The following is a 23,664-nucleotide window of genomic DNA, read 5'->3' on the forward strand; positions in this document are numbered from 1 at the left end:
TTAGACGCTTCGTCATGAACATGCTCAAGCAATGTGAGTGTGGTGCTCCAAGTCAAAGGCAAAAGCTGAAAAAAGCGGGTTGGTGCGACGATTACAGAGCACGAGTATTCTTTGGGCTATAAATTGAACAAAGTATGCTCGCGCCCTGCTCAAGATTTAGTGTCTTTAGCGATGTCGAAATCAGGAGAGGTTGCTCATGTAGTTAAGGAACCTAAACATAGGGTCGTAAGCATCTGCCGAGATTTCTCATTACTCGTTTGTTCGGTATTGAGGTTAAAAGGAATACCTGCGCGTCTAAGGAGTAGATTCGCCACTTATTTAGCTCAAAATCATTTTGAAGACCATTGGATCTGCGAATATTGGGATGGAACTAATAATAGGTGGGTAGCCGTTGATGCTCAGCTTGACCAAGTACATCAATCTGTCTTGAAGTTTGATTTTGATCCTTGTGACGTACCATCATCAAGCTTCATCAGAGCAGGTCAAGCTTGGAAGCTATGTCGTGACAATGTAGAGTTGCCTAAGAGCTTTGGTTTTAGGCAATTTAACGGGTTACCTTTTATTAAGGGGAGTCTTATCCGAGATCTGTTTGCACTGTCTAAATATGAAATGCACACATGGGATACTGGTTGGGGGATCTTGCCTCATTTCATCAGCCCTATCGCGGGGGAAGATGAGCTGAGTCTCCTCGATGAATTAGCCGAGGTGAGTAACTCTTCAGATAGCTCAATGGCGCTTAAATTGGTTTCCTCGTGTGAGGAAATAAAACTACCAAGTGATTGGGAGTATTCTCAGTTTCCCACACTGAGTGAACTTTACGCGGCTCTATAGCAAGGGTTTAGAGGCGGATCTAAACGCAATCCGCTTCGTAACAATGTCTTTGGTCCGCACATAGCTAACGCTATAGGTGTAAGTCCACAACGCAATACGTTAGGCAAGGTGTTAGCGTTATTTGCACCTTAACGGGGTGTTATGCCTTCTTTGAGAATTTCAAGTTACTCTAAGTCAATGACACTGCACCGTATAGAGAGTGTGCTTACAGCGGCCCCAGCAGATAGACTTCTAATAAACTGAAGTGCTTTTGCTAGATCTTGTGTTTCAATTTTTAAATTATTATCAATGCGCCCATCATTCGTCATATCAGTATCTACAACACTAGGGCATAAACAGCAGACCTTTACCCCAAAAGGAAGAAGCTCGTGATAAAGCGATTGGCTGTAGCTAACAATTGCAGCTTTTGTAGCTGAATATGCCGCAATCTTAGGGACTGGTGCTAAACCAGCAGTCGAGCCTAGGTTGTATATTTCACCGTAGCCTTGCTGTTTCATCTTCTCAGCAACCAAATTACAAGCAGTGATTGTAGATAATAGGTTTACATTTACCAATTCAGAAAGGTTAGCTAGGGAAAGGTTAGTATTACCAGCGGCTAAGATACCAGCGCTGTTAACCATAACATCAATGTCTCCTCGCTCTCTTATGATTGATTTGATTGCGATGTCAACTTGTGATGGATTGTTGAAATCGACGGACATTGTGTCCACGAGGCATGAGGGATACTGGGACGTTAGCTCTGCTTTAGCCTGCTCAAGGTTTTCTGTATTCAAGGCAAGTAACAATAGAGAGTATCCTTCCTGAGCAAAGTAATGAGAAATAGTTTTTCCAATCCCGCGACTAGCGCCAGTGATTATGGCAACTTTAGACATAATGTATCCCTAAATGATGTAATAAGCGTATTGTCGGGGTAATGTACTAAATAGTTTCCCTAATTCGAACTGATTTTTACACGAAGGGATATCAAACCGTTTAAAGCCACTTAACAGTGCATTATGATTTTTATCGAAATAGGGAGATTGTATGGCAATGTCGTTTAAGAGTCAGAGACTGACAGTATATGAGGTCTCTGGAGAGTTTGATTTGTCTAATCACTCCTATTTGCTAGAGCGCATACCTCAAATTCTCACACCAGCTGTCGTAGTAAATCTCCCTCCATATTTTCATGGTATAGCGTCTAGTGAGCAGGCTAGGATCTGGCTTGAGCGAATGTTGTTGGAGAGCCGTTTGCTTCAGGTGGAAAACAACAGTCATAAACTAATAGGATTTTTATTCGCCTACGTAGAGAGCGAGAACAGCGCCCATATTGGTTATTTACTCGCTGAAGAATACTGGGGGCAAGGGTTGGCTAGTGAATTGCTACAAGGTTTTGTTAACGAAGTCGTGAAATCCGAACCATGGGTAAAACTCGTTGGCGGCGTTGACCGCTCCAATGTTGCATCTGCCAAGCTACTTGAAAAGTTAGGTTTTGTAGAGCACGCTGTTACTGATAACGGTGTGGTTTTCTATGAGTATGCGATTTTCCGACCTCAATCATAACAAGCCCTGAAAGGGTAAATAGCCGTCGCGGCGAACTATCAGCGACGGCATGGAATCTAGCTGTTTACGAACATGTGGTTCGCTTTGGTTACGCCGCGGTCATAAGTGCAAAAGGTATCAGTTGCAGCTTCTGTCTTGCTGTGAATCTTAATATTAGTAATGACTTCTACAGCACCGGCGTCATAACAAGCCTGTTGAGCGTCTTTCACAATCTCGAGTAACGTGTTTAGTTCACCTTTCAGCGTTGTTTCCATCGCGCTAACCTGGAAAGGTACGCCTGAAGCTTTTACGACTTCAATGGCTTTATCGACGACTTCGAAATTGTTTCCTTCTTTCACACGAGGAATGACTTGAAAGGCTAGCATGACTTCATCAAGCAGCGGTTTTTGAGCTGACATCAATATTCTCTTATTTATTTTGTCGGTATAGAACGCCGTATAGTAGCATGGTTTTTGATTCCTAAAATGGCTTTGAAGGTGTTAGATAACCGACGTTTAAGAGACGTTCTCAATGTTTGGCCCATCAATTCTAGTTTGGTTTTGTGTTTGCCGTACAATGCTTTAGGTAGGGTAGCCATTTTGTCCACTCTATGATGAGAGTTATCTTCTAAGGGGAAATTATGATTTATACGACAACAGAAACCGTTCCTGGTAAGGAAATTGAAGCGGTATTGGGCATTGTTAATGGAAATGTGGTCCAGTCTAAACATGTTGGCCGAGATATCATGGCTGGCTTGAAAGGTATTGTCGGTGGTGAGCTTAAAGGTTATACCGAGATGTTGATGGAAGCTCGTAATATAGCAGTTGAACGATTAATAGAAGACGCTCAAAAGTTAAATGCAGATGCAATAGTGGGAATACGATTTACAACTAGCTCTGTTACTGATGGGGCATCAGAAATACTCGTGTTTGGTACGGCAGTTAAGCTTCGCACGTAACGAGCATTGAGAGTGGTCTGATGCTTGGTATTTTGAGTTTGAATCAGCTTTAGTAGCGACGACACAATGGTTTAAGCGAGGTGGTGGGTGTTGCTTATTCCCTAATTGCTAGCTGGCTTACGACTTAGAAGCCAGCTATATCAATGTTTTACCAATTCTATTTTGGTAAAACCATCACTGACTTTAAGTTCGAGTTTAAGTCAAAATGGGCATTGACCTTTATATCATCCTTCTCGAATACGACATCATCAAAGTCCGTCATAGCGATCTTAAAGCCATTCTGTACGAATAGAGTTGTGACAGGTGTTCTTTTACTGCTTTTAATAGCTGACTTAAATAATTTATCCATGGCAATTTACCTTCATTTAGGGAGCTGTAACTAAAATAGCTATCTATTTGTATGAGATCAATTGCGCATTTGATTTGAGAGATTTATGGTAATGGCAAGAAATATTTAGGTATTCATAGTGACAATTAGGGGCTTAATGTGTGTGGCTTGGGATAATGTGTTGAGGCAAATTTTGTGCACATTATCTCGTTGTTTTGATTAGTGAGTTATTCATATAACTCTTGAATGTCATAAAGGCTTACAAATCCAGCTAACAATTAAACTCGTCAGGTTTGCAACGTTTGGCGAATCGGCGTGTGAAAAGGAGTAAAGAATGAGTAAGGAAGTGCGAGTGGGCGTGGCAGCAGTCATTCTACGTGAAGGACGAATTTTACTTGGAGAGCGTATTGGCTCCCATGGTGCGCATACTTGGGCGACTCCTGGTGGGCATCTTGAATTGGGTGAAAGTATTGAAGAATGCGCAACGCGGGAAACACTGGAAGAGACAGGCTTAGTCGTAGACTCGTTTGAGAAATTTGGCTTCACTAACGATATCTTCGAAAAAGAAGGCAAGCACTATGTGACGTTATTCGTTGTCGCCTCTTGTTCTCGTGGTGAGCCTAAGGTAACTGAACCACATAAATGTAAACAGTGGAAATGGTTCGAACTAGATGAACTCCCTGAGCCGCTGTTCTTGCCTCTAACTAATTTGTTAAAAGAACCCGTAAGCCTCCGCGCGTTTACTTAACAATCAGCTTTAGTAATGCCGGTACCAGAGAGTAAGTTAGATAGTCACATGGCACATTACTGTATTGGAAGTCAGTAGTTGCTGAAAATCTTGAACTCATGTACAAAACAGCTCTAAATAGAATAGGAGTTAAGTTGCATGAGTTTAGTTGTACGTCAGGTGGTTTTAGAGGATGCTGAAGGCATTACCAATGTCCTCAACCCAATCATTGTGGAAGGTTTATACACTGTCTTAGACACCACCTTCACGCCTGAAGAAGAAAAACAGTTCATTGCTCATTTTCCTGAGCGCGGTGTGTTTACTGTCGCTTTATCCGAGAAAGACTCAAAGGTCATTGGTTTCCAAAATATCGAGCCGTTCGCACAATACACCAAAGCCTTTGACCATGTAGGTATAATCGGTACGTTCGTGTGTGAAAGTGCTCGCGGAAAAGGTGTCGCTAAACAGCTCTTCAATTCGACATTCGACGTAGCAAAGCAAAAAGGCTATGAAAAGCTATTTGCATACGTACGAAGCGACAACGAGCGTGCTTTAGCTGCCTATCTTAAACAAGGTTTTGAAGTGGTGGGTACTGCGAAAAAACATGCGAAAGTTCGCGGAGAATATGTAGACGAAGTCCTTATTGAGAAGTTCTTATAGACGTTATGTGATTTTTCTCTGTAATGGCCATGGCGCAGCAAAACTTTTTTCTAGCCGCTTGCGTTCGATGATCAGAAAATGATGACCTTATAATGCTTGTTTGGCACCTTATTTTTGCGATCTGGCATTGTTTTAACTTGTTGTTTTTATTGATTTTGTTTTTCTTGAGAAGTTCATCGTAAATGATAGTCTTCAACTCAAAAGGTTAAAGAGACTATAAAATGAATAAAACTGATCAATCTTTCGTCCAAGAAGACTTCTCTAAGCAGGATTTGAGTAGCTTCATCTTTTCTAACTGCAAGTTCTACTGTTGCAGTTTTAAGCGTTCAAACCTAAGAGATGCGCAATTTATTGATTGTACTTTTATTGAACAAGGAGAGTTGGAAGGCTGTGATTTCTCTTACTCCGATCTCCGGGATGCTTCATTCAAGAGATGTAAGCTGTCTATGTCGTTTTTCAGTGGGGCAAACTGCTTCGGCCTTGAATTAAGAGAGTGTGATCTAAAAGGTGGCAACTTTTCTCAAGCGAGTTTCGTCAATCACGTATCTCATCAGGTTTATTTTTGCTCCGCATTTATTACAGGATGTAATTTATCGTATGCCAATTTTGAAAAGCAACTAATTGAAAAATGTGACTTATTTGAGAATCGATGGATTGGCGCTAATCTCAGAGGTGCTTCATTTAAAGGCTCAGATCTCAGTCGTGGTGTTTTCTCTGAAGATTGCTGGGATCAGTTCAAAGTGCAGGGTAGCGACTTAAGCCATTCAGAGCTATATGGATTAAACCCTCGAAAAGTAGACCTGACAGGAGTAAAAATATGCTCTTGGCAACAAGAACAATTGTTAGAGCAATTAGGAATAATCGTCGTTCCGGATTAATAAGACTCAGCTACTAAGCACATTGCGAATCCGTTTTGTAACACTCGGTGTTTTTCTGATGTGCGGGTACAGGGTGCTTGAATTCGGCTGGGTGCCGCGTTATTTGTATTGATATGTGGAATAGAGCTTTATAGGGAAGGATAAATGGCACTTAGAGCGTTTGAAAAAACAGACTACGACTTGCTAATCCGTTGGATTGATTCTGAAGAACTCAATTATCAATGGGGTGGACCAAATTTCGACTTCCCTTTAGATAGTAATCAGCTCGATAAACATTGTGCTAAGCCGGAGGTCATTTCCTTTGTTTTTGTGCATGAGGGAAGTAGCGCTGGCTACGTCGAGTTATTCAGGCTCTCGGAGTCAAAGTTACGGGTTTGCCGTGTATTTATATCGAATGAGTTTCGTGGTCAGGGCATTGCAAAACGGATGCTTGAGCAATTAATCGAATTGGCGCAAATAGAGCACAATGCTCAAGTTCTATCGCTGGCGGTTTTTGAGCGTAATACGGTGGCGAAGAATTGTTATGAATCGTTGGGTTTTCAGGTGACCTCACATCAATCTGGTACGCGTTCTTTTGATGGTGAAGCTTGGGATCTTTTGTTAATGGAAAAGCGGCTTTGACCAGTACATGAGGTTAATTCGTAACGACAATTGAATGCTAACCTTTATACAAAGACAAATTGACAGTTGGCCGTATTTATATCAGAGTGACTGTATGAAATTTAATCTAGAGCAACTTAACCAGCGAATTATCATCATTCCTTAGGAATGGTGGGCTTTTGGTATGCTTGGAATAAATCGATCCCACCCTAGAAGGTGGGTTTTCTTTTTCTGCCTTTTGGGAATTTGTCTTTAGAAGGTGTTTAAATGAAAAAAGTAGCTGTTTTTGGCAAGCCGGGTAGCGGGAAGTCAACAGTAAGTAAAGCATTAGCGTCAGCGTTAGGCTTACCGCTTCATCAACTAGACTCAATCGTTTACAAACCCAATGGTGAGTTTGTCGCGCGAAAAGAGTTTGATGCTATCCACAATGATATTCTGCGCTCAGATACGTGGGTGATCGATGGTCTGGGCCCCATCACTTCCTTTAATGAGCGTTTAGCGGCCGCGGATACTCTTATTTACATCGACTTGTCATACTCAGTCAGTTATTGGTTTGTGACCAAGCGACTTTTGAAAGGACTCTTGGTAAAACCAGAAGGTTGGCCGGATGGAAGTTCAATACTAAAAGGTACGCTAAATAGCTATAAGACGCTCAAATTATGCCCGAAGTTTTGGAACGATGACTTTTTGTCTAAGTTGATGGAACACAAGAGCAGTAAAGAAGTCTATGTCATCAAAACAGTATCTGAATTGAATGATTTTGTTTTAACACAAACTAAATAGCGCGCATTGAGTAACCGGAGCGTTTCCATTTCAGCTATACGAAGTTTGAATCTTGGAGAACTAAATGGACATTTTGAAAGTATCCGAAAGATTAATGTCGATGGACGAAAGTTCATGGCAACGGCACTCAAACCCTTTGAGCGTCTATTCGCGGTTTTCAATTCTACCGCTATTTACTGTGGCCATAGCAGTAAGAGAGTATTTGGGTTGGTGGACTCTGGCGGCTGTGTTACTCGTGTCACTATGGACATGGTTGAACCCTAGGTTATTTTCAGCTCCAGACACGACCAATAATTGGGCGTCGATGGGGACTTTTGGCGAGCGCATTTATCTTAATCGTGGCGGCGAAAATCTTATCCCTAGTCACCATTTACGTATGTGTAGGTGGATAATTGGCCTTCAATTTTTGGGCTTGCCATTTTGGTTATATAGTCTTTATTCAATGAGTTATCCCTTAATGCTTTTAAGCACCTTGTGGCTAATGATTACCAAAGTGTGGTTTGTAGACAGAATGGTGTGGCTATATAGCGATGTAAAAGACTGGAATCCCGTCTATCAGTCTTGGTTGAAGTCATAACAAGTGTTTGTTGGATGCACTAAGGCTTAGTGCTTTTTGTTTCTAATCGCTTTGCGCTAGATGGAATGTGAGTGAGGGGAGCTCTAAGCTAGAGTGAACCGTGAATATGGCGTTAAAAATAAGGATAAGTACTTAGGATGAGTGAAGAATTTAAAGGTTCGTGTTTATGCGGAAACGTCCGATTTTCCGTTCATGGATTCCACAATAAGGCCGCGAATTGCCATTGCTCCATGTGTCGCAAGTTTCACGGTGCAGCTTTCGGGACTTTAGTTGGGGTTCAAGGTCTACGCTGGCTTTCTGGTAAAGATGAGCTTAAAGAGTTTGTCGCTTCAAACGGAACAACGCGCACATTCTGCTCTCATTGCGGCTCAAGCATAGGGTTTAGAGTGAAAGGTGAGCCTCTAGAAAATATAGAGTTGGCCATATCCACCTTTGATGACAATATTCCTGTCAATATCGACGCTCAGATTTACACCGACTACAAAGCCAATTGGTGTGAATTACAGCCAGAAATAATAGCCTATCCTGAAGGGCGAACAAGTAACAGTTAACTAAGGAATACCAATGTACAAAGGAAGTTGTTTGTGTGGTTCAATCCAATTTTCACTGGATGGTAGTATCACGGATATTATTCACTGCCATTGTTCATTATGTCGTAAGGCGAGTGGAAGTGCCTACGCGACAAATGGGTTCATCAACGTCGAAGATCTCAACTTTACAATGCCCAGCGAAAAGCTTTGAGCATTGGACGTTATGTAAATAGGGGAAATGATGAGTTCAGAAAGTATTAAAAATGTAGTCTTTGATATCGGTAATGTAATGGTACGTTGGGCACCGTTGGAAATAGTGAAGCTGACATTCGGTGAAATCCAATCTCCGGAGGAACTGGCAAAACGCATCTTTCAGTCTGAAACTTGGTTAGACCTCAATAAAGGTTTCATTTCTGAAGACGATGCTAAGGCGCAGTACAAGCAACGGTTAGACTTGTCTGACTTAGACTGCGAGCGTCTATTTTATTACGTTAAGCAAACTCAGATCCTGATTTATGGTTCAATAGATCTTCTTAAACGCGTTAAGTCATCAGGCTACAAGGTTTATGCGCTAACAGATAATGTCCACGAGATTGTAGCCTACCTAAAATCAGAATATTCATTCTGGCCGTTATTTGATGGTGCGACTGTATCGGCAGAACTAGGCCTGCTAAAACCGCAAGCTGAAATATATCATTCATTACTTACTCAACATAAGTTAGCTGCGTCAGAAACTGTATTTATCGATGATATGCCACACAATGTGGACGGTGCTAGGGCAGTTGGTATTGCAGGGATCCAATTTGAGAACGCGGCTCAATGTGAAGAAGAGCTGAAAGCATTGGGTCTGTCTTTCTAGGCAACCAATCAAGTGCTTTAAAGAGCCCTTAATTGTTCGCGCTTATACTCTATGAACGTTAGGAATTAGCAAGGTTGGGATGAAAGGGAGCTTAGATAGCTTAGCTCCCAATTTAGGTGTTTAGTTTTGAGCAAATTTAACTCGAATCTTGCTCTTAGCTACATCAGTCATGTTTAAGCTATTCAAAGCTGTTTTTGCTTCAGTTTCATCAGGCATTTCAAGGAAAGCAAAGCCCTTAGATTGACCTGTTTCCTGATCTAGAACTAAATCACATTGGGTAACAGTGCCATGAGCAGAGAAAAGAACTCGAACTTCGTGTTCTGTTGTAGTACGAGCTAGATTGCGGACTAAAAGTTTCATAATATTTTGCCTAGTGTAAATTGCAGTCCGATTGTCTCAGGTATAAGGGTGTAAACCAAGAAAAGTTTGTATCCAACAATAGGATAATGCCCTTTAGCGGTGCATTCTTGTGCTTGTTAACATTTGGCTGTTTGTGAAGCAAAGAGTGAGCTCATGTTTCAGAGCTCATAAAGTTAACTTAAGGATGGGTAATGAGTTGTCCATCTTCTGTCGTTAGAAGGCTAGCCTTACCTTGCTCAATGAGCTGTGCAGCATAAGATGGCGTCACGGTTTGAATTTCACCTTTTTCTCTGCTTACTAACGCTTCCCACGCTTGATCTTTATATTTTCCTGCTTGGGTGTACTGAATGAGTACTTTCATAGGTTCACTCTCCGGTGAGTTAGACGTGCTACTAACATTAGTAAGTTTGTTGTCGTTGCGCACCTGTTAAATGTGGAACATTAGATTAACCAAATGACAGGTAGTCTAGAGCTAGGTTGCAATAGTGCTTGTTGAAGTAACGAGGCTGTCTTACTTATAGTTTCCTGGCAAGAGCGCGTGGCCAGTGTATTCCGTTAGGTAGACGAGGGCGTCAATGACACGAATAGGGGTTAACAAGTTATCTTCGTTACAATCATCTAATTCGAATGTTAGGTAAATACGATTGCATTCCATCTTTAGAAATAGGTTTCCTTGCGGCGCTCTGTCTTGGGTTAACGCGAACGCTCCTACGCCGATAAAGTGCGAACTTTTCAGATTTCTTGTCGCGTAGATATCACAATTCAATTGGTGGGCGAGCGTCAAAAAGTCGAGAAGCAGGTTAATTTGGTCGTCTGAAACGTTATCGAGCGCTCTCATATGCGGCTCTTTGCAGAAACGTTCTAAATAGTTAATCATTTCGTCGATATCGTTATTAAATAGCATCGCAGTTTGTCCGTATTGAAAGCGTCGCGATTGTACCTGTAGCGCAACAACATAACAAAAGATTTAGAACTGTTTACGGCGCTAGATATAGTGGTTTGAACAAGCTTTAACAACGAAAAAGGGTGGCCGAAGCCACCCTTTGTTACATCGTTTATCGACAATTAATGGTGCAGAATCTGCGCCAAGAAGTTTTGAGTACGGTCTGACTGAGGGTTTTCAAAGAAATCAACAGGGTTGTTTTCTTCAATTATCTCACCAGCATCCATAAAGATAACCCGATCTGCGACCTCTTTTGCAAAACCCATCTCGTGAGTTACACAAAGCATCGTCATGCCTTCTTCGGCAAGCTCGACCATAACGTCAAGTACTTCACGTACCATCTCTGGGTCAAGCGCTGATGTTGGTTCGTCAAACAGCATAACTTGCGGATTCATACATAGAGAGCGGGCGATAGCTACACGCTGTTGCTGACCACCTGATAGCTGACCTGGGTATTTCTCTGCTTGATCAGGGATCTTAACGCGCTCGAGGTATTTCATCGCAATCGCTTCAGCTTCTTGCTTAGGCATTTTCTTCACCCAAATAGGCGCTAGAGTACAGTTCTCTAACACCGTTAGGTGAGGGAAGAGGTTAAAGTGCTGAAAACACATACCGACTTCACGTCTAACAGCTTCTATGTTTTTCAAATCTTCAGTCAGTTCGTTACCAGAAACGAAGATGTGACCTTTCTGGTGCTCTTCAAGGCGGTTAATACAACGAATCATCGTTGATTTACCTGAACCTGATGGGCCACAAATAACAATCTTTTCGCCTTTCTTAACGTCAAGATTGATGTTCTTAAGTACGTGAAACTCACCGTACCACTTGTTCATATCCTTTAGCTGGATCATGTAATCTTGTTGTTGCGTCATAATACGTCCTTGAGCTAATTATCGTTTGTGACCGGTGTGAAGTTTGTTTTCAAGCCAAATCGAATATCTCGACATGCCGAAACAAAATACCCAGAACACTAACGCGACAAATACATAACTTTCAGTTGCAAAGCCTAACCACTCAGGGTCAGTGTTTGCTGCCTGACCGATACCGAGTACATCAAACATACCGATGATAAGTACAAGACTGGTATCTTTAAATAGACCGATGAAGGTGTTCACAATTGAAGGAATGGTGATCTTAAGTGCCTGTGGCAAAATGATCAGCCCCATCTTCTTCCAGTAAGTTAGACCTAGTGCATCAGCAGCTTCATATTGACCTTTAGGGATTGCCTGTAGACCACCACGAACTACCTCGGCCATGTAGGCTGCACTGAACATCACCACACCAACCAAAGCACGAATCAGCTTGTCTGTTTCAGAACCTTCGGCTAAGAATAGCGGAAGCATTACTGATGCCATGAATAGAACAGTGATAAGAGGAACGCCACGCCATACCTCAATATACACGGTACACATACTGCGAATAATTGGCATTTCAGAACGACGGCCAAGTGCGAGGGCAACGCCAATAGGTAGTGAAACAACAATACCTACTAATGCAATAATGAGTGTAACAAGTAAGCCACCCCATTTGTGTGTGTCTACAACCTCTAAGCCAAATACACCACCATATAGCAAAGCTGCAATGATGAATGGATAGACGTTGACGAAGAACAGCCAAATCCATAAGCGTTTCGGTGTTTTTTCATAAGCAAGTAGAGCCGTGAAAATCGCCAAAGTGATGTAAAATAGGCGAGGGCGCCATAACTCTTCTTGTGGGTAGAAACCATACATGAACTGTTCCCAGCGCACGCTGATAAATACCCAACAGGCCCCATCTTTGCTACATGCATCACGCGTTGTACCAACCCAGTCTGCGTTCAAAAATGCCCAGTCAAAGATGTTCCAAAGCAGCATGAAAGCAAGGTAACCAAGGATAACAGTAACGACAGAGTTAACTGGACCGTTAAATAGATTTTTACGCAGCCAGCCCACAGCGCCTACAGTGTTAGCTGGTGGCGGAAGGTCAGGCTGAAATTGATGAATACTCATGCTATCTCTCCACTAGCGCTACTTTACGGTTATAAATGTTCATCAGCGCTGATGTCAGCAAGCTGAGAGTCAGGTAGACACCCATTGTCATGGCGATGATTTCGATCGCTTGACCTGTTTGGTTGAGTGTTGTCCCCGCGAAAACCGAAACTAAGTCAGGATAGCCAATTGCCATCGCAAGGGATGAGTTCTTGGTCAAGTTCAAGTACTGACTTGTTAGTGGTGGGATGATAATTCTTAACGCCTGAGGAATGACAACAAGCTTTAAGGTACGTGAGCGCGGTAATCCAAGTGACATCGCGGCTTCCGTTTGACCATGGTTAACCGCATTGATACCAGAACGAACAATTTCTGCGATGAAAGAAGCCGTATAGATACTTAGTGCGAGTAACAGTGCCGCGAGCTCAGGAATGATGCTGATACCGCCGCGGAAGTTGAACCCTTTTAACTCAGGAAGTTCCGCTGAAATAGGAGAACCCATCAAAAAGTAAACAATGGTAGGAAGTACAATACAAAGCCCGAGTGCAATACGACCCATAGGCGTTTGTTGACCTGTTAACTTCTGTTTGTTCTTAGCCCAAATACCGATGACAATCGATGCGATGACACCCGCGATAAACGTAGCGACAACGAACGATGAGCCTTCTTCAAAAATCGGAGCAGGGAAGTACAGGCCTCGTACATTGAGGAAGATTGCCTCTCCTAAGCTTAGACTTTGCCTCGCTGATGGTAGAGCTTGTAGTACTGCAAAGTACCAAAAGAAAATTTGCAGTAGTAGCGGAACGTTACGGAATATCTCGATGTAAACCGCAGCTAATCGGCTAACTAACCAGTTAGATGATAAACGTGCGATACCCATGATAAAACCAATCACAGTGGCGAGAATAATACCGAAAAAGGAAACTAAAGCGGTGTTTAGTAGACCGATGATGAAAGTTCGGCCATAAGAGTAGGTTTCATCGTATTCAATCAGCGTTAGGCCAATCCCAAAGCCGGCTTCTTGATCGAGGAAATCAAAACCCGTGGCGATGCCGCGAGCTTCTAAGTTGGTGAGTGCATTATTGACAATCGTGTAAAAGAAAAAAACAAGCGCTGCAATCGCAATGATCTGGAATACAACTGCTCGAAAGGTGGGATTGTATATAAGGTTAGCGTTCTTAGCCGGTCCGTTATCCGCGCTCGACGCCGTATTAGTAGGTTTCATACAACTATAACCTCAAATCCATTTTTTATTAAAAAGGGCGGCCAAAACCGCCCATTTTGTGTTGTAACTTTAAAAGTTAACGGATTGGTGGAGCGTACATGAAGCCGCCTGCATTCCACAGAGCGTTCACGCCACGAGAGATTTGCAGAGGTGAACCTTCACCAACTGTACGCTCGAAGCTCTCACCGTAGTTACCTACTTGTTTAATTACTTGGTAACCCCAGTCATCACGAATACCTAGGCCTTTACCTTTAGGGCCATCGACACCTAGGATACGTTTGATGTTTGGATCTTTAGACTTAAGCATTTCGTCAGCATTCTTAGATGAAATACCGTACTCTTCTGCGTTCACCATTGCAGCTAGTGTCCACTTAGCAATGTTAAACCACTGGTCATCACCTTGACGAACTACTGGGCCTAGCGGCTCTTTAGAAATGATTTCTGGTAGTACTTGTGCTGAAGAAGGGTCCTGAAGGTTTAGACGAAGAGCGTAAAGACCTGATTGGTCAGTTGTTAGTACGTCACAACGGCCAGCATCGAAACCTTTAGATGTTTGAGCTGCTGTATCAAATACAACTGGCTTGTAAGACATACCGCTATTACGGAAGTAGTCTGCTAGGTTAAGCTCAGTCGTTGTACCAGACTGAACACAAACAGAAGCGCCATCTAGCTCTTTAGCACTAGTAAGGCCAAGATCTTTCTTAACCATGAAGCCTTGACCATCGTAGTAGTTCACACCAACGAAGTTAAGACCAAGTGCTGTATCACGGTGTAGCGTCCATGTTGTGTTACGAGAAAGAACGTCGATTTCACCAGATTGTAGGGCAGTGAAGCGCTCTTTTGCTGTTAGCGGTACGTATTTAACTTTTGTCTTATCGCCCAAAACGGCAGCTGCAAGACCTTGACAGTATTCTACGTCGATGCCTTCCCATTCGCCTTTAGAGTTCGGGTTAGAGAAGCCTGGCAAGCCAGTACTTACACCACAAGTTAAGAAGCCTTGTTTAGTTACTTTATCAAGCGTGCTATCTGCTGCAGAAGCGCTAGTAGACATCAGTGCAGTAGATGCTGCTACAACTGAAGCAAGAAGTGTTAGTTTATGTGCCATTTGTATCCTTCCTGTATGATCCGTGTTAAATCGAGATTTCTCGATGCAACGATTAAGCTCTGTTGTGTTTCATTATTTGTTTGGTTGCAGTGCTCTTTATTGAGTCTTTGTTAAATCAACCAGTTATAAGCGTAGGAAAGGAATTGTGTTTTCACAACTCTATAATTTAAAAAGATTTTTGAATGAACTCACATTTCCTGACAGACATTAGAATGGCGAAATGTTATGACAATGTAAACAGTGTATAAGTTCACAAAATAGAAACGACAGACTGGTGTGATAAAATTATCAATGATTTTAGATTTGAAAATTATACAAACCCTAGAGATCTGGAATATCTAACTAAAGATCGATGAAAATTTGGTTATATGTTGGTCAGGTGCAAGAAAGGGCATCTACGTTATCGCTTGTTTTTGGTAGTATCAGTAGAACAGCCCCTTATACACATCAAGGAATGAAATGCAGTATTTTCCTCTATTCGTGAATTTGAACCATAAACCCGTCTTAGTTGTTGGCGGTGGCGAAGTCGCGAGTCGCAAAGTGGATAGCCTAGTGAGGGCAGGCGCGAGTGTAACGATCGTCTCCCCTCAAGTAGAAGAGTATTTGAGTCAATTGATCGACAAAGGTGAGTGCCAGTGGATTCAGGGCTTCTATTCTGAAGAATTGCTGGATACGTCATATGTACAGGTTTGGGCGACAACAGATAACCCTAGTTTGAATCATCAGGTACACCGTGACGCGAAGCGAAAGGGGATTTTAGTCAATGTCGTTGACGATTTACCCTATTGTGACTTCATTACCCCTTCGATGATTAATCGAGGCCGCATTCAGCTCGCTATTTCCAGTGGTGGTGCTGCTCCTGTGCTGATACGTAATATGCGCGAGAAGATAGAAGCGGTACTACCGCAAAACTTATCGTTGCAGGCCGATTTTGCCGCGTCCAAGCGTAATGACATAAAAGAAAAATTGCCGACCGTCGATGAGCGTCGCAAGTTTTGGGAAATGTTTTTTGCGCGTCCAGATGTCGATAGTGCGAGCAGCAACACCGCGCTAGAAGTGGCGTATAAAGATGCACTAGAGATAGGCTTTAGCCGTAAAGGGTCGGTGACCTGGATTGAACATGGTAATGATGTAGAGCTACTGACGTTAAAAGCGTTACGATTGATGCAGCAAGCAGAAATCGTGCTATTCGATAGTCAATGCCCGTTTGCGTTTGTGGATTTAGTTAGGCGGGATGCAGAGCGTCTAGAATTTGCCAATCAAGCGGACTTATCCACCCAGATAGAAACCGCTAAGAATGAAGATAAGCGGGTAGTGGTGTTGTTGGCTCCTCACTCGACGAACGTCACCTTTATACAAGGTTCGGACACAATCATCTCACTAGGAAGTCAAAAATAAGAAAAGGCCAGATACGAAATCGTATCTGGCCTTTTTCTCTGAACTAGCTTGAGTTAGTCACGGAAGTTCTCGTATTGGAACGGTTGACCAAGCTCCGCATCGCGAATAAGGGCGATAACCGCTTGTAGGTCATCACGTTTTTTACCCGTTACGCGAACTTTCTCGCCTTGAATAGAAGCCTGAACTTTCATTTTGTTATCTTTAATTAACTTAACGATCTTTTTCGCCATTGGCGTTTCGATGCCTTGTTTAAAGAGAACAATTTGATGCCAGTTTTTGCCGGTTGCTTCTTCGCTTTTCGCATCCATTGAATTTGCATCAACACCGCGCTTCGCTAAGTTACCGCGTAAAATGTCACGCATTTGCTTAAGCTGGAAGTCACCTTCAGCGTTTAATCTAACTGACTCGTCTTTCTGCATTTCAAAAGATGCTTCAACACCACGGAAATCAAAACGAGTTGAAAGTTCACGTGAAGCATTATCGACTGCATTACGAAGTTCTACTGAATCGACTTCAGATACAATATCAAATGATGGCATGTTGGAATCCTTTTAATTATGAACGGGCTTTAACTGCGTTAGCTAACATTTCAAGCATGGTACTTGTATCTTCCCAACCTAAACATGGGTCGGTAATAGACTGTCCGTAAGTAAGGTTGTCTAGGTCATTCATTGGCTGATTGCCTTCAAGAATGAAGCTCTCTGCCATGATACCAGCGACTTGATTCTTACCTGACTTGATTTGCTCACAGATGTCTTTTGCTACATCCAATTGCTTACGGTGCTGCTTTTGGCAGTTAGCGTGGCTGAAATCAACAACTAAGCGCTCAGGTAAACCGAATTCGCCAAGTTGCTTACATGCCGCGTTAACAGACTCTGCATCAAAGTTAGGGCCTGTTTCACCACCACGTAGAATCACGTGACCAAATGGGTTTCCACTGGTGCGATAAACAGTCATACGACCATTTTTATCTGGTGAGTAGAAGTAGTGAGATGCCTGAGATGCGCGAATTGCATCAATTGCGATTTTAATGTTGCCGTTCGTACCGTTTTTAAATCCAACAGGGCAAGATAACGCAGACGCCATCTCACGGTGGATTTGTGATTCTGTAGTACGAGCGCCAATCGCGCCCCAAGTGATTAGATCAGCGATGTACTGACCCGTAATCATATCTAGGAACTCGGTCGCAGTCGCAAGGCCAAGTTTGTTGATATCTAAAAGCAATTTGCGCGCTTTGTTTAAGCCAGCTTCAAGAGCGTATGAACCATCAAGGTTAGGGTCGGTAATTAGACCTTTCCAACCAACAACAGTACGTGGCTTTTCAAAGTACGTACGCATAACGACGAAAAGTTCATCTTTGTATTGCTCTTGAATTGCCGCTAGGCGCTCAGCGTAATCAATAGCAGCTTCCGTATCATGCACTGAACAAGGGCCGACGATCACCAATAGGCGTTGGTCTTCCCCTGAAAGAATGTTTTCAATTTGACGACGTGACTGTGCAATGCGCTCTGCGACTTCGTCCGTAATCGGATGCGCGCTTCCTAGTTCTGCCGGAGTTGGCATTGGACCCAGTGGTTGGGTTCTTAATTCATCGGTTTTAAGTGGCATACCACAGCCTGTATTTCTATTGCGAAGCGGTAAAGATAGCGGAAACGAACCTAGGAATAAACCACTTATCGTCAATCTTATCTCTATCGGTGTGTAAATCTGAAAAATTATGCACTTACGTAAAGTAAAAATGCTGATCTACCCTTGTGTTAGAGTAAGTCGAGCGGTATGTTGAAAGCTATAAACACAACAAAATGTTTGCACGGAGCAGTAATGAGTCAAAATAGTTCGAGCAGTTTGCATCCTTCCTTAAACATTGGTGAGTCACTACCAAAACTAGATACGGAATTTGAGGGCTCTCATTTGTTTGTATCTTTATCTGAATTGATTCTAGAACATGTTTTTTATCATCCAAATTATGGTGAATCGAAAGAACCATTGGATGAGATTGAAATCGCCTCAATCAAGGCTATTTTAGGTGACCTAGACGTTGAAACGCACTTTGTATCAACGCTAACAGACCAGATCCTTTCAGCAGTCAAGCCTAGTCATACAACCGTCCGTGTGAGTTTAAGTGGTGCAGATAGCTACAGCTTTAGTTCACTGCTTGGTGGCAAAGTAGAGCTGCATGAAACTAACCCAGCACTTGGTGTTAGAGGTGTTTCACGATTTGCTGCCCAACCATTTAATCATCAGTTTGCGCTTGAATGTAAAGTTATCAAGGCGTTGCAGGCACAAGATTGCAATGTAGAGGTCGTGGTTCCTTTTGTACGTGGGCTTTCTGATGCAGCGAAAATCATTGATTTACTTGCCGAGCAGGGACTTCCTCGTGGTTTGAATGGGTTTAAGGTGCTGTATACCGTTGATGTGCCAGCAGGAGCGCTACTTTCAGAAAAATTGCTGCATTACTTTGATGGTGTCGCAATCAACCTAGAAAATCTCGCACAATTTACACTTGGTATCGACCGCCTAAGTGAAGAGCTTGAATACCTCTTTGATCCTCAAAGTGATGCGGTTATCCAACTGATAGAACAAGTGGTTAAGTCCGCTCATAACAGCAATAAACCCGTTGTTCTTTGCAGTAATGCGCTGGAACAATATGCTCGTATTCAAGAGTCGATGGCAGAGTATGACAACGTAGATATCGTAGTGACACCGTAACGCTGCATATCTAAGATGGTCACTATTTTACAAGGCCAATGTTAACAAATTGTTGACATTGGCCTTTTTTCATTATCAACTAGTCACATATTCACTGGTCGGACTAGTCGCATGTTATCTCCGCTTACTAAAGCAAACCTATACCTAAACTACTTTGGTTTTTTCAAAGTTCCCTTCATATGGTTAGCAAGACCTAAAATTCTGCATCTTGATGACGAGCGAGTCGAAGTTAAGATTCCGATTAGAAGGCGCACAAAGAACCATTTAAACAGCATGTATTTTGGTGTTTTAGCGGTTGGGGCTGATGTTGCTGGTGGTTTTATGGCCATGAGCAAAGCTCAAGACAGTGGTCGAAAAGTATCATTAGCGTTTAAAGCCGTTGAAGGACAGTTTTTAAAGCGCCCTGAAGCGGACGTTCATTTCATATGTGAAGACGGCAAACAGATCGATCAAATGCTTAAGCGAACGTTTGATACTGGGGAGAGGGTGAATGAAGCGGTAAAAATCACCGCCATCTGCCCATCACTTCATGGTGATGAACCAATGGCGGAGTTCTATCTTACTCTGTCACTGAAGCGAAAGGGTGATTAACCTCTTCGACTTCCATTTGCTCGACAGCAACGATTTTGCTTCGATTTAAAACAATTTTCCAACGGTAGTATTTTACTTGGCCGTTGTGATTGTTTTCTTTGGCAATGAGATTGATTAGGTGGCGTTTCTCTACAGACTCGCGGCTAACCTGACCGTTGTTATGGGTGTAGACTTTGTTCGAGCCTTTGTCCATCAAGCGGGTAAGCTCACGCATGCTGACCAGTATTGATTCTCTTGTTTCCTCATAACCACTCATAAACTTTGACGTCGACATCTCAGTCTTTGAGCTGTAGTGAAGGATTTGTTCCTCTCTTTGCACCACACGTTTTTTGCGGATTGACTTAATACGGTCAGGTAACTTATCGAGAACCTTGTAATCTAGCCATTCAAGCTTTTGTCCAACGGCTTTTTTGGTTGTTGGGTCTAAGTACAATTTGCGCCATTTAGGGCGGCCTTTACGAATCCATCGCCACATAACGTCACGAAGGTCATCTTTAAAGATCTCACGCAATGCGTAAACGAATGACATTAAAACAATAAACGAAGCGGTGATTTCACCCCAATAGTCACGCGCAAGAATTGCGGTGATGGTAACGAACACCATGACGAATCCAGTAGCACCGCCTTTGACAACACGCTTCATGTTTTTACCCAGAGATTGCGTTTTTTCCTGTAGAACAACAGGGTGCTCAATCAATCGGCGTAGCAAGCGCATTTTGTTGCTTAATCGCGTTACGTCGTCACGTACACTCTTCGAGTTGTAGTTATTTAGCTTACGATGGGCGGCTTCTTTTTCGACGATCGCCAACAAGCTCTCTTTCAAGCTTTTATATTCGCTGTCACGAGGCATGTGTGCCACCAGCGACATCAGGCGCTGGCCGGTATACCAAGACAAGTAGTTATCGATATTGGCGTAGTAACGCTTTAAGCTTTCTTCGTAAGGGATACCACGGCGTAGCTTTTTAAGGATATCGAGTGAGAGCTTAATGACTTCGTCGACTTCGTCGGTCGTGACAGTTTCTTTATTGTGCTTGTTGAGCTCGTTAACCGCTTTATCTAACGCGATGACGTATTGATAGGCGAAGAGACTCAAACTTACGCGGTATTGAGTTGTAGAAAGTCGGCCTCGTTTAGCGAGTCGACTGTGTACCAAAGGCAAGAGCGTTTTGTCACTGTAGTAAGCGCGTTTTTGAGTAATAGACTCGTAGTAGAACTCACTCTCTTTGATAACGTCAGGGGACAGCCCAAGTTCGCCAGGGACGAAAAAATACAAGTCTAAGTCAGACTTTTTGGTTGCTGCCATTGCATGTGAAATTTTGAGAGTTATGCCGTCCTGCTTATCAACGGTTAACAAATAAAGCTCCTAAAAAAAGTACTAAATATCTGGCGCAAGCATAACAGAGATTCGCTATAATCACCGCAAATTTAACAAGAGACAGTTGAAATGATTAAAGTTGGTCAGATTAACCACTTAGAAGTAGTAAAAACAGCCGATTTTGGCGTATTCCTTGATGCAGGGGATTACGGCACAACCTTATTACCAAACCGTTTTGTTCCAGAAGGTACCGAAGTGGGTGGTTTCGTTGACGCGTTTTTATACTTCGATTCTGACAGTCAGTTAGTCGCCACAACTGAAACTCCAATTGCTCAAGTGGGCGAATGGGGTCTTATGAAGATCGAAGGCGTAAATGCGACAGGTGCATTTGCGGACTGGGGTATTAAAGGTAAAGACCTTCTTATTCCATTCAGTGAGCAGCGTGCTCGTTTCTCTGAAGGCCAAAATGTATTGGTCTACGTGTATACAGACAAAGCGTCTGGACGTATCGTTGGTACCACTAAGTTTAATAAGCTATTAGACAAAACACCGGCAAATTACACTCGTAATCAACAAGTTGACCTTATCATTGCTGAACGCAGCGACTTAGGCTTTAAGGCGATTGTTGAAGGCGAACATTGGGGCATGATCTTTAAGTCAGATGTGTTTGGTAAGCTGTTCATTGGTAAGCAACTGAAAGGCTATATCAAGAGCATTCGTGAAGATGGCAAAATCGACCTGTCGCTACAAAAGATTGGTGTAGAGAAGATGGACGACTTGAGCCAAAAAGTGATGGATCTGCTAGAGAAAAAAGGTGGCTTCCTTCCACTAAATGATAAGTCTTCACCTGAAGCGATCTTTGCTGCATTTAGAACCAGTAAAGGCACATTCAAAAAGACCATCGGTGGCCTCTACAAGCAAGGTAAGATTGTTATCGATAAAGAAGGAATTCGTTTAGCTTAACGGTTATCTCGACACTTTTAAGCCGCCGAGTTGTGCGGCTTAAAAAAAGTGGCCCAAAGCTGATCCTGCTATGGGCCTGGGGAAGGGCTCACATTGAGCCTGCGCTAATTGGTTGATATTTCAAATCAATAATTTAATTCTAGTACAATATCTGGAGTTCGCGCAGCCAATGTAGAATTTCATACTAATGTTTACGGTTTAGAATAGGTTTTTATCTCTTACCAGTTCTCTTGGTAAACCATTCTTAATTCGATTTCCCACCCATTTTCCTAAGCCAATCACATCGTTATCAAATTTTACGAACACTTCACCTTTACCAGAAAGGTCAGTTGGGCGAATATCGCGTCCCATAAACCATTCACGAGCATCCTCAATAGAAAGTGCTACACACATAGCTTCTTCACCCGTAGCAAGGGCAGTGGCGACTTGGTGCTGCCAACGGTAACCTTTCTTATGAGCTTCTGCGATTTTGATTCCCATACGTGAAAAGCGGAACTCTCCAAGCATAGGCTCTAAAGCATTCGGGAACAGCCAAACATCATTGTCACGCAGCCACACAGATGCGTCAGCGGGTAATGAAATATCCAGTGCCTGTTTAAGCTGCTTAGCGATGTCGCTTTGTACCTTCGCGCTTGCTTTTTCAAATGGAAACTTACCTAAACGTTTTTTAACTTTTGGCGCTTCAACTGCCCCTGTTTTACGTATTCTTGCGACAAAGAAACCTTCACAATCGTAGACCTGTGGGAAAATGTGCAAGAAGCCTTCTTCCGTTAGCGATTTATCCGCGTCAGTAAACAGGTCAGCTAGGCTTTCAAACTCAACTAAATCACCGAAAGTTTCTTTTAGGTGAAGACAAACCTGTTGGTTTTCTTCGATGCTAAGAGTACAGGTCGAATACACCATCACGCCGTTTGGTTTTAGTGCATGGAAAGCACTTTCGATAAGATCTTTCTGCGTTTCAGAAATAGAGATAACGGACTCTTTCGTCCAATTTTTCATTGCATCAGCGTCTTTACGAACAGTGCCTTCACCAGAGCAAGGTGCATCAATCAATACCGCATCAAACTGTTCCGGTAACCAACCACCAAATACGCGGCCATCGTAATTAGATAGGGCAGCATTTCGAACGCCACAACGTTCAATATTTGCATGTAGTACTTTTACGCGGCTAGCAGAAAACTCATTCGCGACCAACACGCCAGCGTTACCCATTTGCGCGGCGATTTGAGTGGTTTTAGAACCCGGTGCCGCCGCCATATCAAGTACAGCGCTAAACTCTTCATCTTTGTCATTAAATAGAGCGGAAACAGGCATCATCGAGCTGGCTTCTTGAATATAGAATAGTCCCGACATGTGCTCTGCTGTGTTACCTAATGGCACTTCTGACTCATCTGCTTCAATCCAAAAGCCTTCTTCACACCAAGGAACGGGTTCCAATTGCCAACCTTTGCTTTTAGCGCGTGCTAAGAATGCCTCAATCGAAATTTTTAACGTGTTAACACGAATGCTTTTACGTAATGGACGTTGGCAAGCGGCGATAAAGTCTTCCATGTTCAGTTGAGATGGAAGAATCGCTTCAATTTCGCTGAGGAATTCGGCTGGGAGATATACGTTCTGGTGCAAGGTTCTGTCTCTACAAGCTTGAAAGGGCGATGATTATAGCCAATTAAAAGAAAAAACGCAGCGATTAGGCCTGTCTCTTGATCACAAGTCTAGTGAATCAAGAGACTTAGCCAGTTCATACCCTTCAAGGATGGTTTGCAGCCTAAACCATCCTTGCCATAACGTCTTTATGGAAGCGCGATCCGTTCGCTTAGTATTCTTCCAACCACCTAATCG

The 23,664-nt window shown here is 42.8% G+C and carries 29 protein-coding genes and 2 pseudogenes; 17 read left to right on the forward strand and 14 right to left on the reverse strand.

All coding sequences use genetic code 11. The features are described 5' to 3' along the window. A pseudogene (locus ELS82_RS20465) lies at window positions 1-122 on the forward strand (ISAs1 family transposase); the annotation flags it as partial. Between the two features lie 49 nt (window positions 123-171). After that, window positions 172-831, forward strand: coding sequence for a transglutaminase-like domain-containing protein (locus ELS82_RS27930; RefSeq protein ID WP_208733228.1), 660 nt, complete (start codon window positions 172-174; stop codon window positions 829-831). Between the two features lie 164 nt (window positions 832-995). Here the strand turns inward: ELS82_RS27930 and ELS82_RS20475 are convergent, their stop codons facing one another. Beyond that, window positions 996-1,703, reverse strand: a complete 708-nt coding sequence (locus ELS82_RS20475) for an SDR family NAD(P)-dependent oxidoreductase (protein ID WP_134837118.1) — start codon at window positions 1,701-1,703, stop codon at window positions 996-998. Between the two features lie 151 nt (window positions 1,704-1,854). Here ELS82_RS20475 and ELS82_RS20480 point away from each other — a divergent pair, with 151 nt between their 5' ends. Next, a complete protein-coding gene (locus ELS82_RS20480) occupies window positions 1,855-2,370 on the forward strand; it encodes a GNAT family N-acetyltransferase (RefSeq protein WP_134837119.1) in 516 nt (171 codons plus the stop codon). Between the two features lie 56 nt (window positions 2,371-2,426). On the opposite strand, the gene ELS82_RS20485 is transcribed toward ELS82_RS20480, so the two are convergent. After that, a complete protein-coding gene (locus tag ELS82_RS20485; protein ID WP_208733230.1) occupies window positions 2,427-2,735 on the reverse strand; it encodes a thiamine-binding protein in 309 nt (102 codons plus the stop codon). A gap of 254 nt (window positions 2,736-2,989) precedes the next feature. On the opposite strand from ELS82_RS20485, the gene ELS82_RS20490 reads away from it, so the two are divergent. Beyond that, window positions 2,990-3,307 carry a heavy metal-binding domain-containing protein gene (locus ELS82_RS20490; RefSeq protein WP_134837121.1) on the forward strand — a complete coding sequence of 106 codons (318 nt, stop codon included), beginning with the start codon at window positions 2,990-2,992 and terminating at the stop codon, window positions 3,305-3,307. Between the two features lie 157 nt (window positions 3,308-3,464). Here ELS82_RS20490 and ELS82_RS20495 read toward each other — a convergent pair whose 3' ends face one another. After that, a complete protein-coding gene (locus tag ELS82_RS20495; RefSeq protein ID WP_053440391.1) occupies window positions 3,465-3,656 on the reverse strand; it encodes a hypothetical protein in 192 nt (63 codons plus the stop codon). A 313-nt stretch (window positions 3,657-3,969) separates the two neighbouring features. On the opposite strand from ELS82_RS20495, the gene ELS82_RS20500 reads away from it, so the two are divergent. The 9 genes and pseudogenes from ELS82_RS20500 (at window position 3,970) to ELS82_RS20540 (ending at window position 9,249) form a co-directional block, all read left to right on the forward strand. Beyond that, entirely contained in the window at window positions 3,970-4,383 is a 414-nt protein-coding gene (locus ELS82_RS20500) for a nucleotide triphosphate diphosphatase NUDT15 (RefSeq protein WP_134837122.1), read from the forward strand. A gap of 138 nt (window positions 4,384-4,521) precedes the next feature. Continuing rightward, window positions 4,522-5,022 (forward strand): GNAT family N-acetyltransferase, encoded by a 501-nt coding sequence (locus ELS82_RS20505; RefSeq protein WP_134837123.1) that lies wholly within the window; start codon window positions 4,522-4,524, stop codon window positions 5,020-5,022. 221 nt (window positions 5,023-5,243) lie between these two features. Continuing rightward, the gene (locus ELS82_RS20510) at window positions 5,244-5,900 is read left to right on the forward strand and encodes a Qnr family pentapeptide repeat protein (RefSeq protein WP_134837124.1); all 657 of its coding nucleotides are present in this window, start codon (window positions 5,244-5,246) and stop codon (window positions 5,898-5,900) included. Window positions 5,901-6,044: 144 nt separating this feature from the next. Next, a complete protein-coding gene (locus ELS82_RS20515) occupies window positions 6,045-6,521 on the forward strand; it encodes a GNAT family N-acetyltransferase (protein ID WP_134837125.1) in 477 nt (158 codons plus the stop codon). A gap of 246 nt (window positions 6,522-6,767) precedes the next feature. Then, the gene (locus ELS82_RS20520) at window positions 6,768-7,283 is read left to right on the forward strand and encodes a P-loop NTPase family protein (RefSeq protein WP_134837126.1); all 516 of its coding nucleotides are present in this window, start codon (window positions 6,768-6,770) and stop codon (window positions 7,281-7,283) included. Window positions 7,284-7,383: 100 nt separating this feature from the next. After that, entirely contained in the window at window positions 7,384-7,860 is a 477-nt protein-coding gene (locus ELS82_RS27450) for a DUF6653 family protein (protein ID WP_341867194.1), read from the forward strand. Window positions 7,861-7,997: 137 nt separating this feature from the next. After that, on the forward strand, window positions 7,998-8,411 hold the full coding sequence (locus ELS82_RS20530) for a GFA family protein (protein WP_134837128.1): 414 nt from the start codon (window positions 7,998-8,000) through the stop codon (window positions 8,409-8,411). A 13-nt stretch (window positions 8,412-8,424) separates the two neighbouring features. After that, window positions 8,425-8,580 (forward strand): annotated as a pseudogene (locus tag ELS82_RS20535) (GFA family protein); the annotation flags it as partial. 51 nt (window positions 8,581-8,631) lie between these two features. Next, window positions 8,632-9,249, forward strand: coding sequence for an HAD family hydrolase (locus ELS82_RS20540; RefSeq protein WP_134837129.1), 618 nt, complete (start codon window positions 8,632-8,634; stop codon window positions 9,247-9,249). 120 nt (window positions 9,250-9,369) lie between these two features. Here ELS82_RS20540 and ELS82_RS20545 read toward each other — a convergent pair whose 3' ends face one another. The 7 genes from ELS82_RS20545 to ELS82_RS20575 form a co-directional block, all read right to left on the reverse strand. Continuing rightward, window positions 9,370-9,609, reverse strand: a complete 240-nt coding sequence (locus ELS82_RS20545) for an RNA recognition motif domain-containing protein (protein WP_134837130.1) — start codon at window positions 9,607-9,609, stop codon at window positions 9,370-9,372. Between the two features lie 178 nt (window positions 9,610-9,787). After that, window positions 9,788-9,970, reverse strand: coding sequence for a hypothetical protein (locus tag ELS82_RS20550; RefSeq protein WP_134837131.1), 183 nt, complete (start codon window positions 9,968-9,970; stop codon window positions 9,788-9,790). A 150-nt stretch (window positions 9,971-10,120) separates the two neighbouring features. Continuing rightward, window positions 10,121-10,513 (reverse strand): hypothetical protein, encoded by a 393-nt coding sequence (locus ELS82_RS20555; protein ID WP_134837132.1) that lies wholly within the window; start codon window positions 10,511-10,513, stop codon window positions 10,121-10,123. Window positions 10,514-10,674: 161 nt separating this feature from the next. Then, window positions 10,675-11,424 carry an amino acid ABC transporter ATP-binding protein gene (locus ELS82_RS20560; RefSeq protein WP_134837133.1) on the reverse strand — a complete coding sequence of 250 codons (750 nt, stop codon included), beginning with the start codon at window positions 11,422-11,424 and terminating at the stop codon, window positions 10,675-10,677. Between the two features lie 18 nt (window positions 11,425-11,442). Beyond that, window positions 11,443-12,540, reverse strand: a complete 1,098-nt coding sequence (locus ELS82_RS20565) for an amino acid ABC transporter permease (RefSeq protein WP_134837134.1) — start codon at window positions 12,538-12,540, stop codon at window positions 11,443-11,445. A gap of 1 nt (window position 12,541) precedes the next feature. Then, window positions 12,542-13,744, reverse strand: coding sequence for an amino acid ABC transporter permease (locus tag ELS82_RS20570; RefSeq protein ID WP_134837135.1), 1,203 nt, complete (start codon window positions 13,742-13,744; stop codon window positions 12,542-12,544). A 76-nt stretch (window positions 13,745-13,820) separates the two neighbouring features. Continuing rightward, complete coding sequence (locus ELS82_RS20575; protein WP_053440404.1) at window positions 13,821-14,849, reverse strand: amino acid ABC transporter substrate-binding protein; 1,029 nt, start codon at window positions 14,847-14,849, stop codon at window positions 13,821-13,823. 459 nt (window positions 14,850-15,308) lie between these two features. Here ELS82_RS20575 and ELS82_RS20580 point away from each other — a divergent pair, with 459 nt between their 5' ends. Beyond that, window positions 15,309-16,247 (forward strand): NAD(P)-dependent oxidoreductase, encoded by a 939-nt coding sequence (locus ELS82_RS20580; protein WP_134837136.1) that lies wholly within the window; start codon window positions 15,309-15,311, stop codon window positions 16,245-16,247. A gap of 53 nt (window positions 16,248-16,300) precedes the next feature. Here the strand turns inward: ELS82_RS20580 and ELS82_RS20585 are convergent, their stop codons facing one another. Beyond that, window positions 16,301-16,786 (reverse strand): YajQ family cyclic di-GMP-binding protein, encoded by a 486-nt coding sequence (locus ELS82_RS20585; protein ID WP_053440406.1) that lies wholly within the window; start codon window positions 16,784-16,786, stop codon window positions 16,301-16,303. A 16-nt stretch (window positions 16,787-16,802) separates the two neighbouring features. After that, a complete protein-coding gene (locus ELS82_RS20590; protein WP_134837137.1) occupies window positions 16,803-17,855 on the reverse strand; it encodes a 3-deoxy-7-phosphoheptulonate synthase in 1,053 nt (350 codons plus the stop codon). Window positions 17,856-18,068: 213 nt separating this feature from the next. Between ELS82_RS20590 and ELS82_RS20595 the strand changes: the two genes are divergently transcribed. Both ELS82_RS20595 and ELS82_RS20600 read left to right on the forward strand, forming a co-directional pair. Next, complete coding sequence (locus tag ELS82_RS20595; RefSeq protein WP_134837138.1) at window positions 18,069-18,956, forward strand: putative PEP-binding protein; 888 nt, start codon at window positions 18,069-18,071, stop codon at window positions 18,954-18,956. 111 nt (window positions 18,957-19,067) lie between these two features. Beyond that, complete coding sequence (locus ELS82_RS20600; protein ID WP_134837139.1) at window positions 19,068-19,547, forward strand: PaaI family thioesterase; 480 nt, start codon at window positions 19,068-19,070, stop codon at window positions 19,545-19,547. Here the strand turns inward: ELS82_RS20600 and ELS82_RS27920 are convergent. Continuing rightward, entirely contained in the window at window positions 19,516-20,901 is a 1,386-nt protein-coding gene (locus ELS82_RS27920) for a hypothetical protein (protein WP_134837140.1), read from the reverse strand. The two genes, ELS82_RS20600 and ELS82_RS27920, sit on opposite strands and share 32 nt — an antisense overlap. Window positions 20,902-20,991: 90 nt before the next feature. Between ELS82_RS27920 and ELS82_RS20610 the strand changes: the two genes are divergently transcribed. Beyond that, on the forward strand, window positions 20,992-21,825 hold the full coding sequence (locus ELS82_RS20610) for a CvfB family protein (RefSeq protein ID WP_134837141.1): 834 nt from the start codon (window positions 20,992-20,994) through the stop codon (window positions 21,823-21,825). Between the two features lie 198 nt (window positions 21,826-22,023). Here ELS82_RS20610 and rsmF read toward each other — a convergent pair whose 3' ends face one another. Beyond that, the gene (rsmF, locus tag ELS82_RS20615; RefSeq protein WP_134837142.1) at window positions 22,024-23,448 is read right to left on the reverse strand and encodes a 16S rRNA (cytosine(1407)-C(5))-methyltransferase RsmF; all 1,425 of its coding nucleotides are present in this window, start codon (window positions 23,446-23,448) and stop codon (window positions 22,024-22,026) included. Window positions 23,449-23,664: the final 216 nt, after the last annotated feature.

It is taken from the genome of Vibrio ouci (genome assembly GCF_004551525.1).
GTDB lineage: Bacteria > Pseudomonadota > Gammaproteobacteria > Enterobacterales > Vibrionaceae > Vibrio > Vibrio ouci.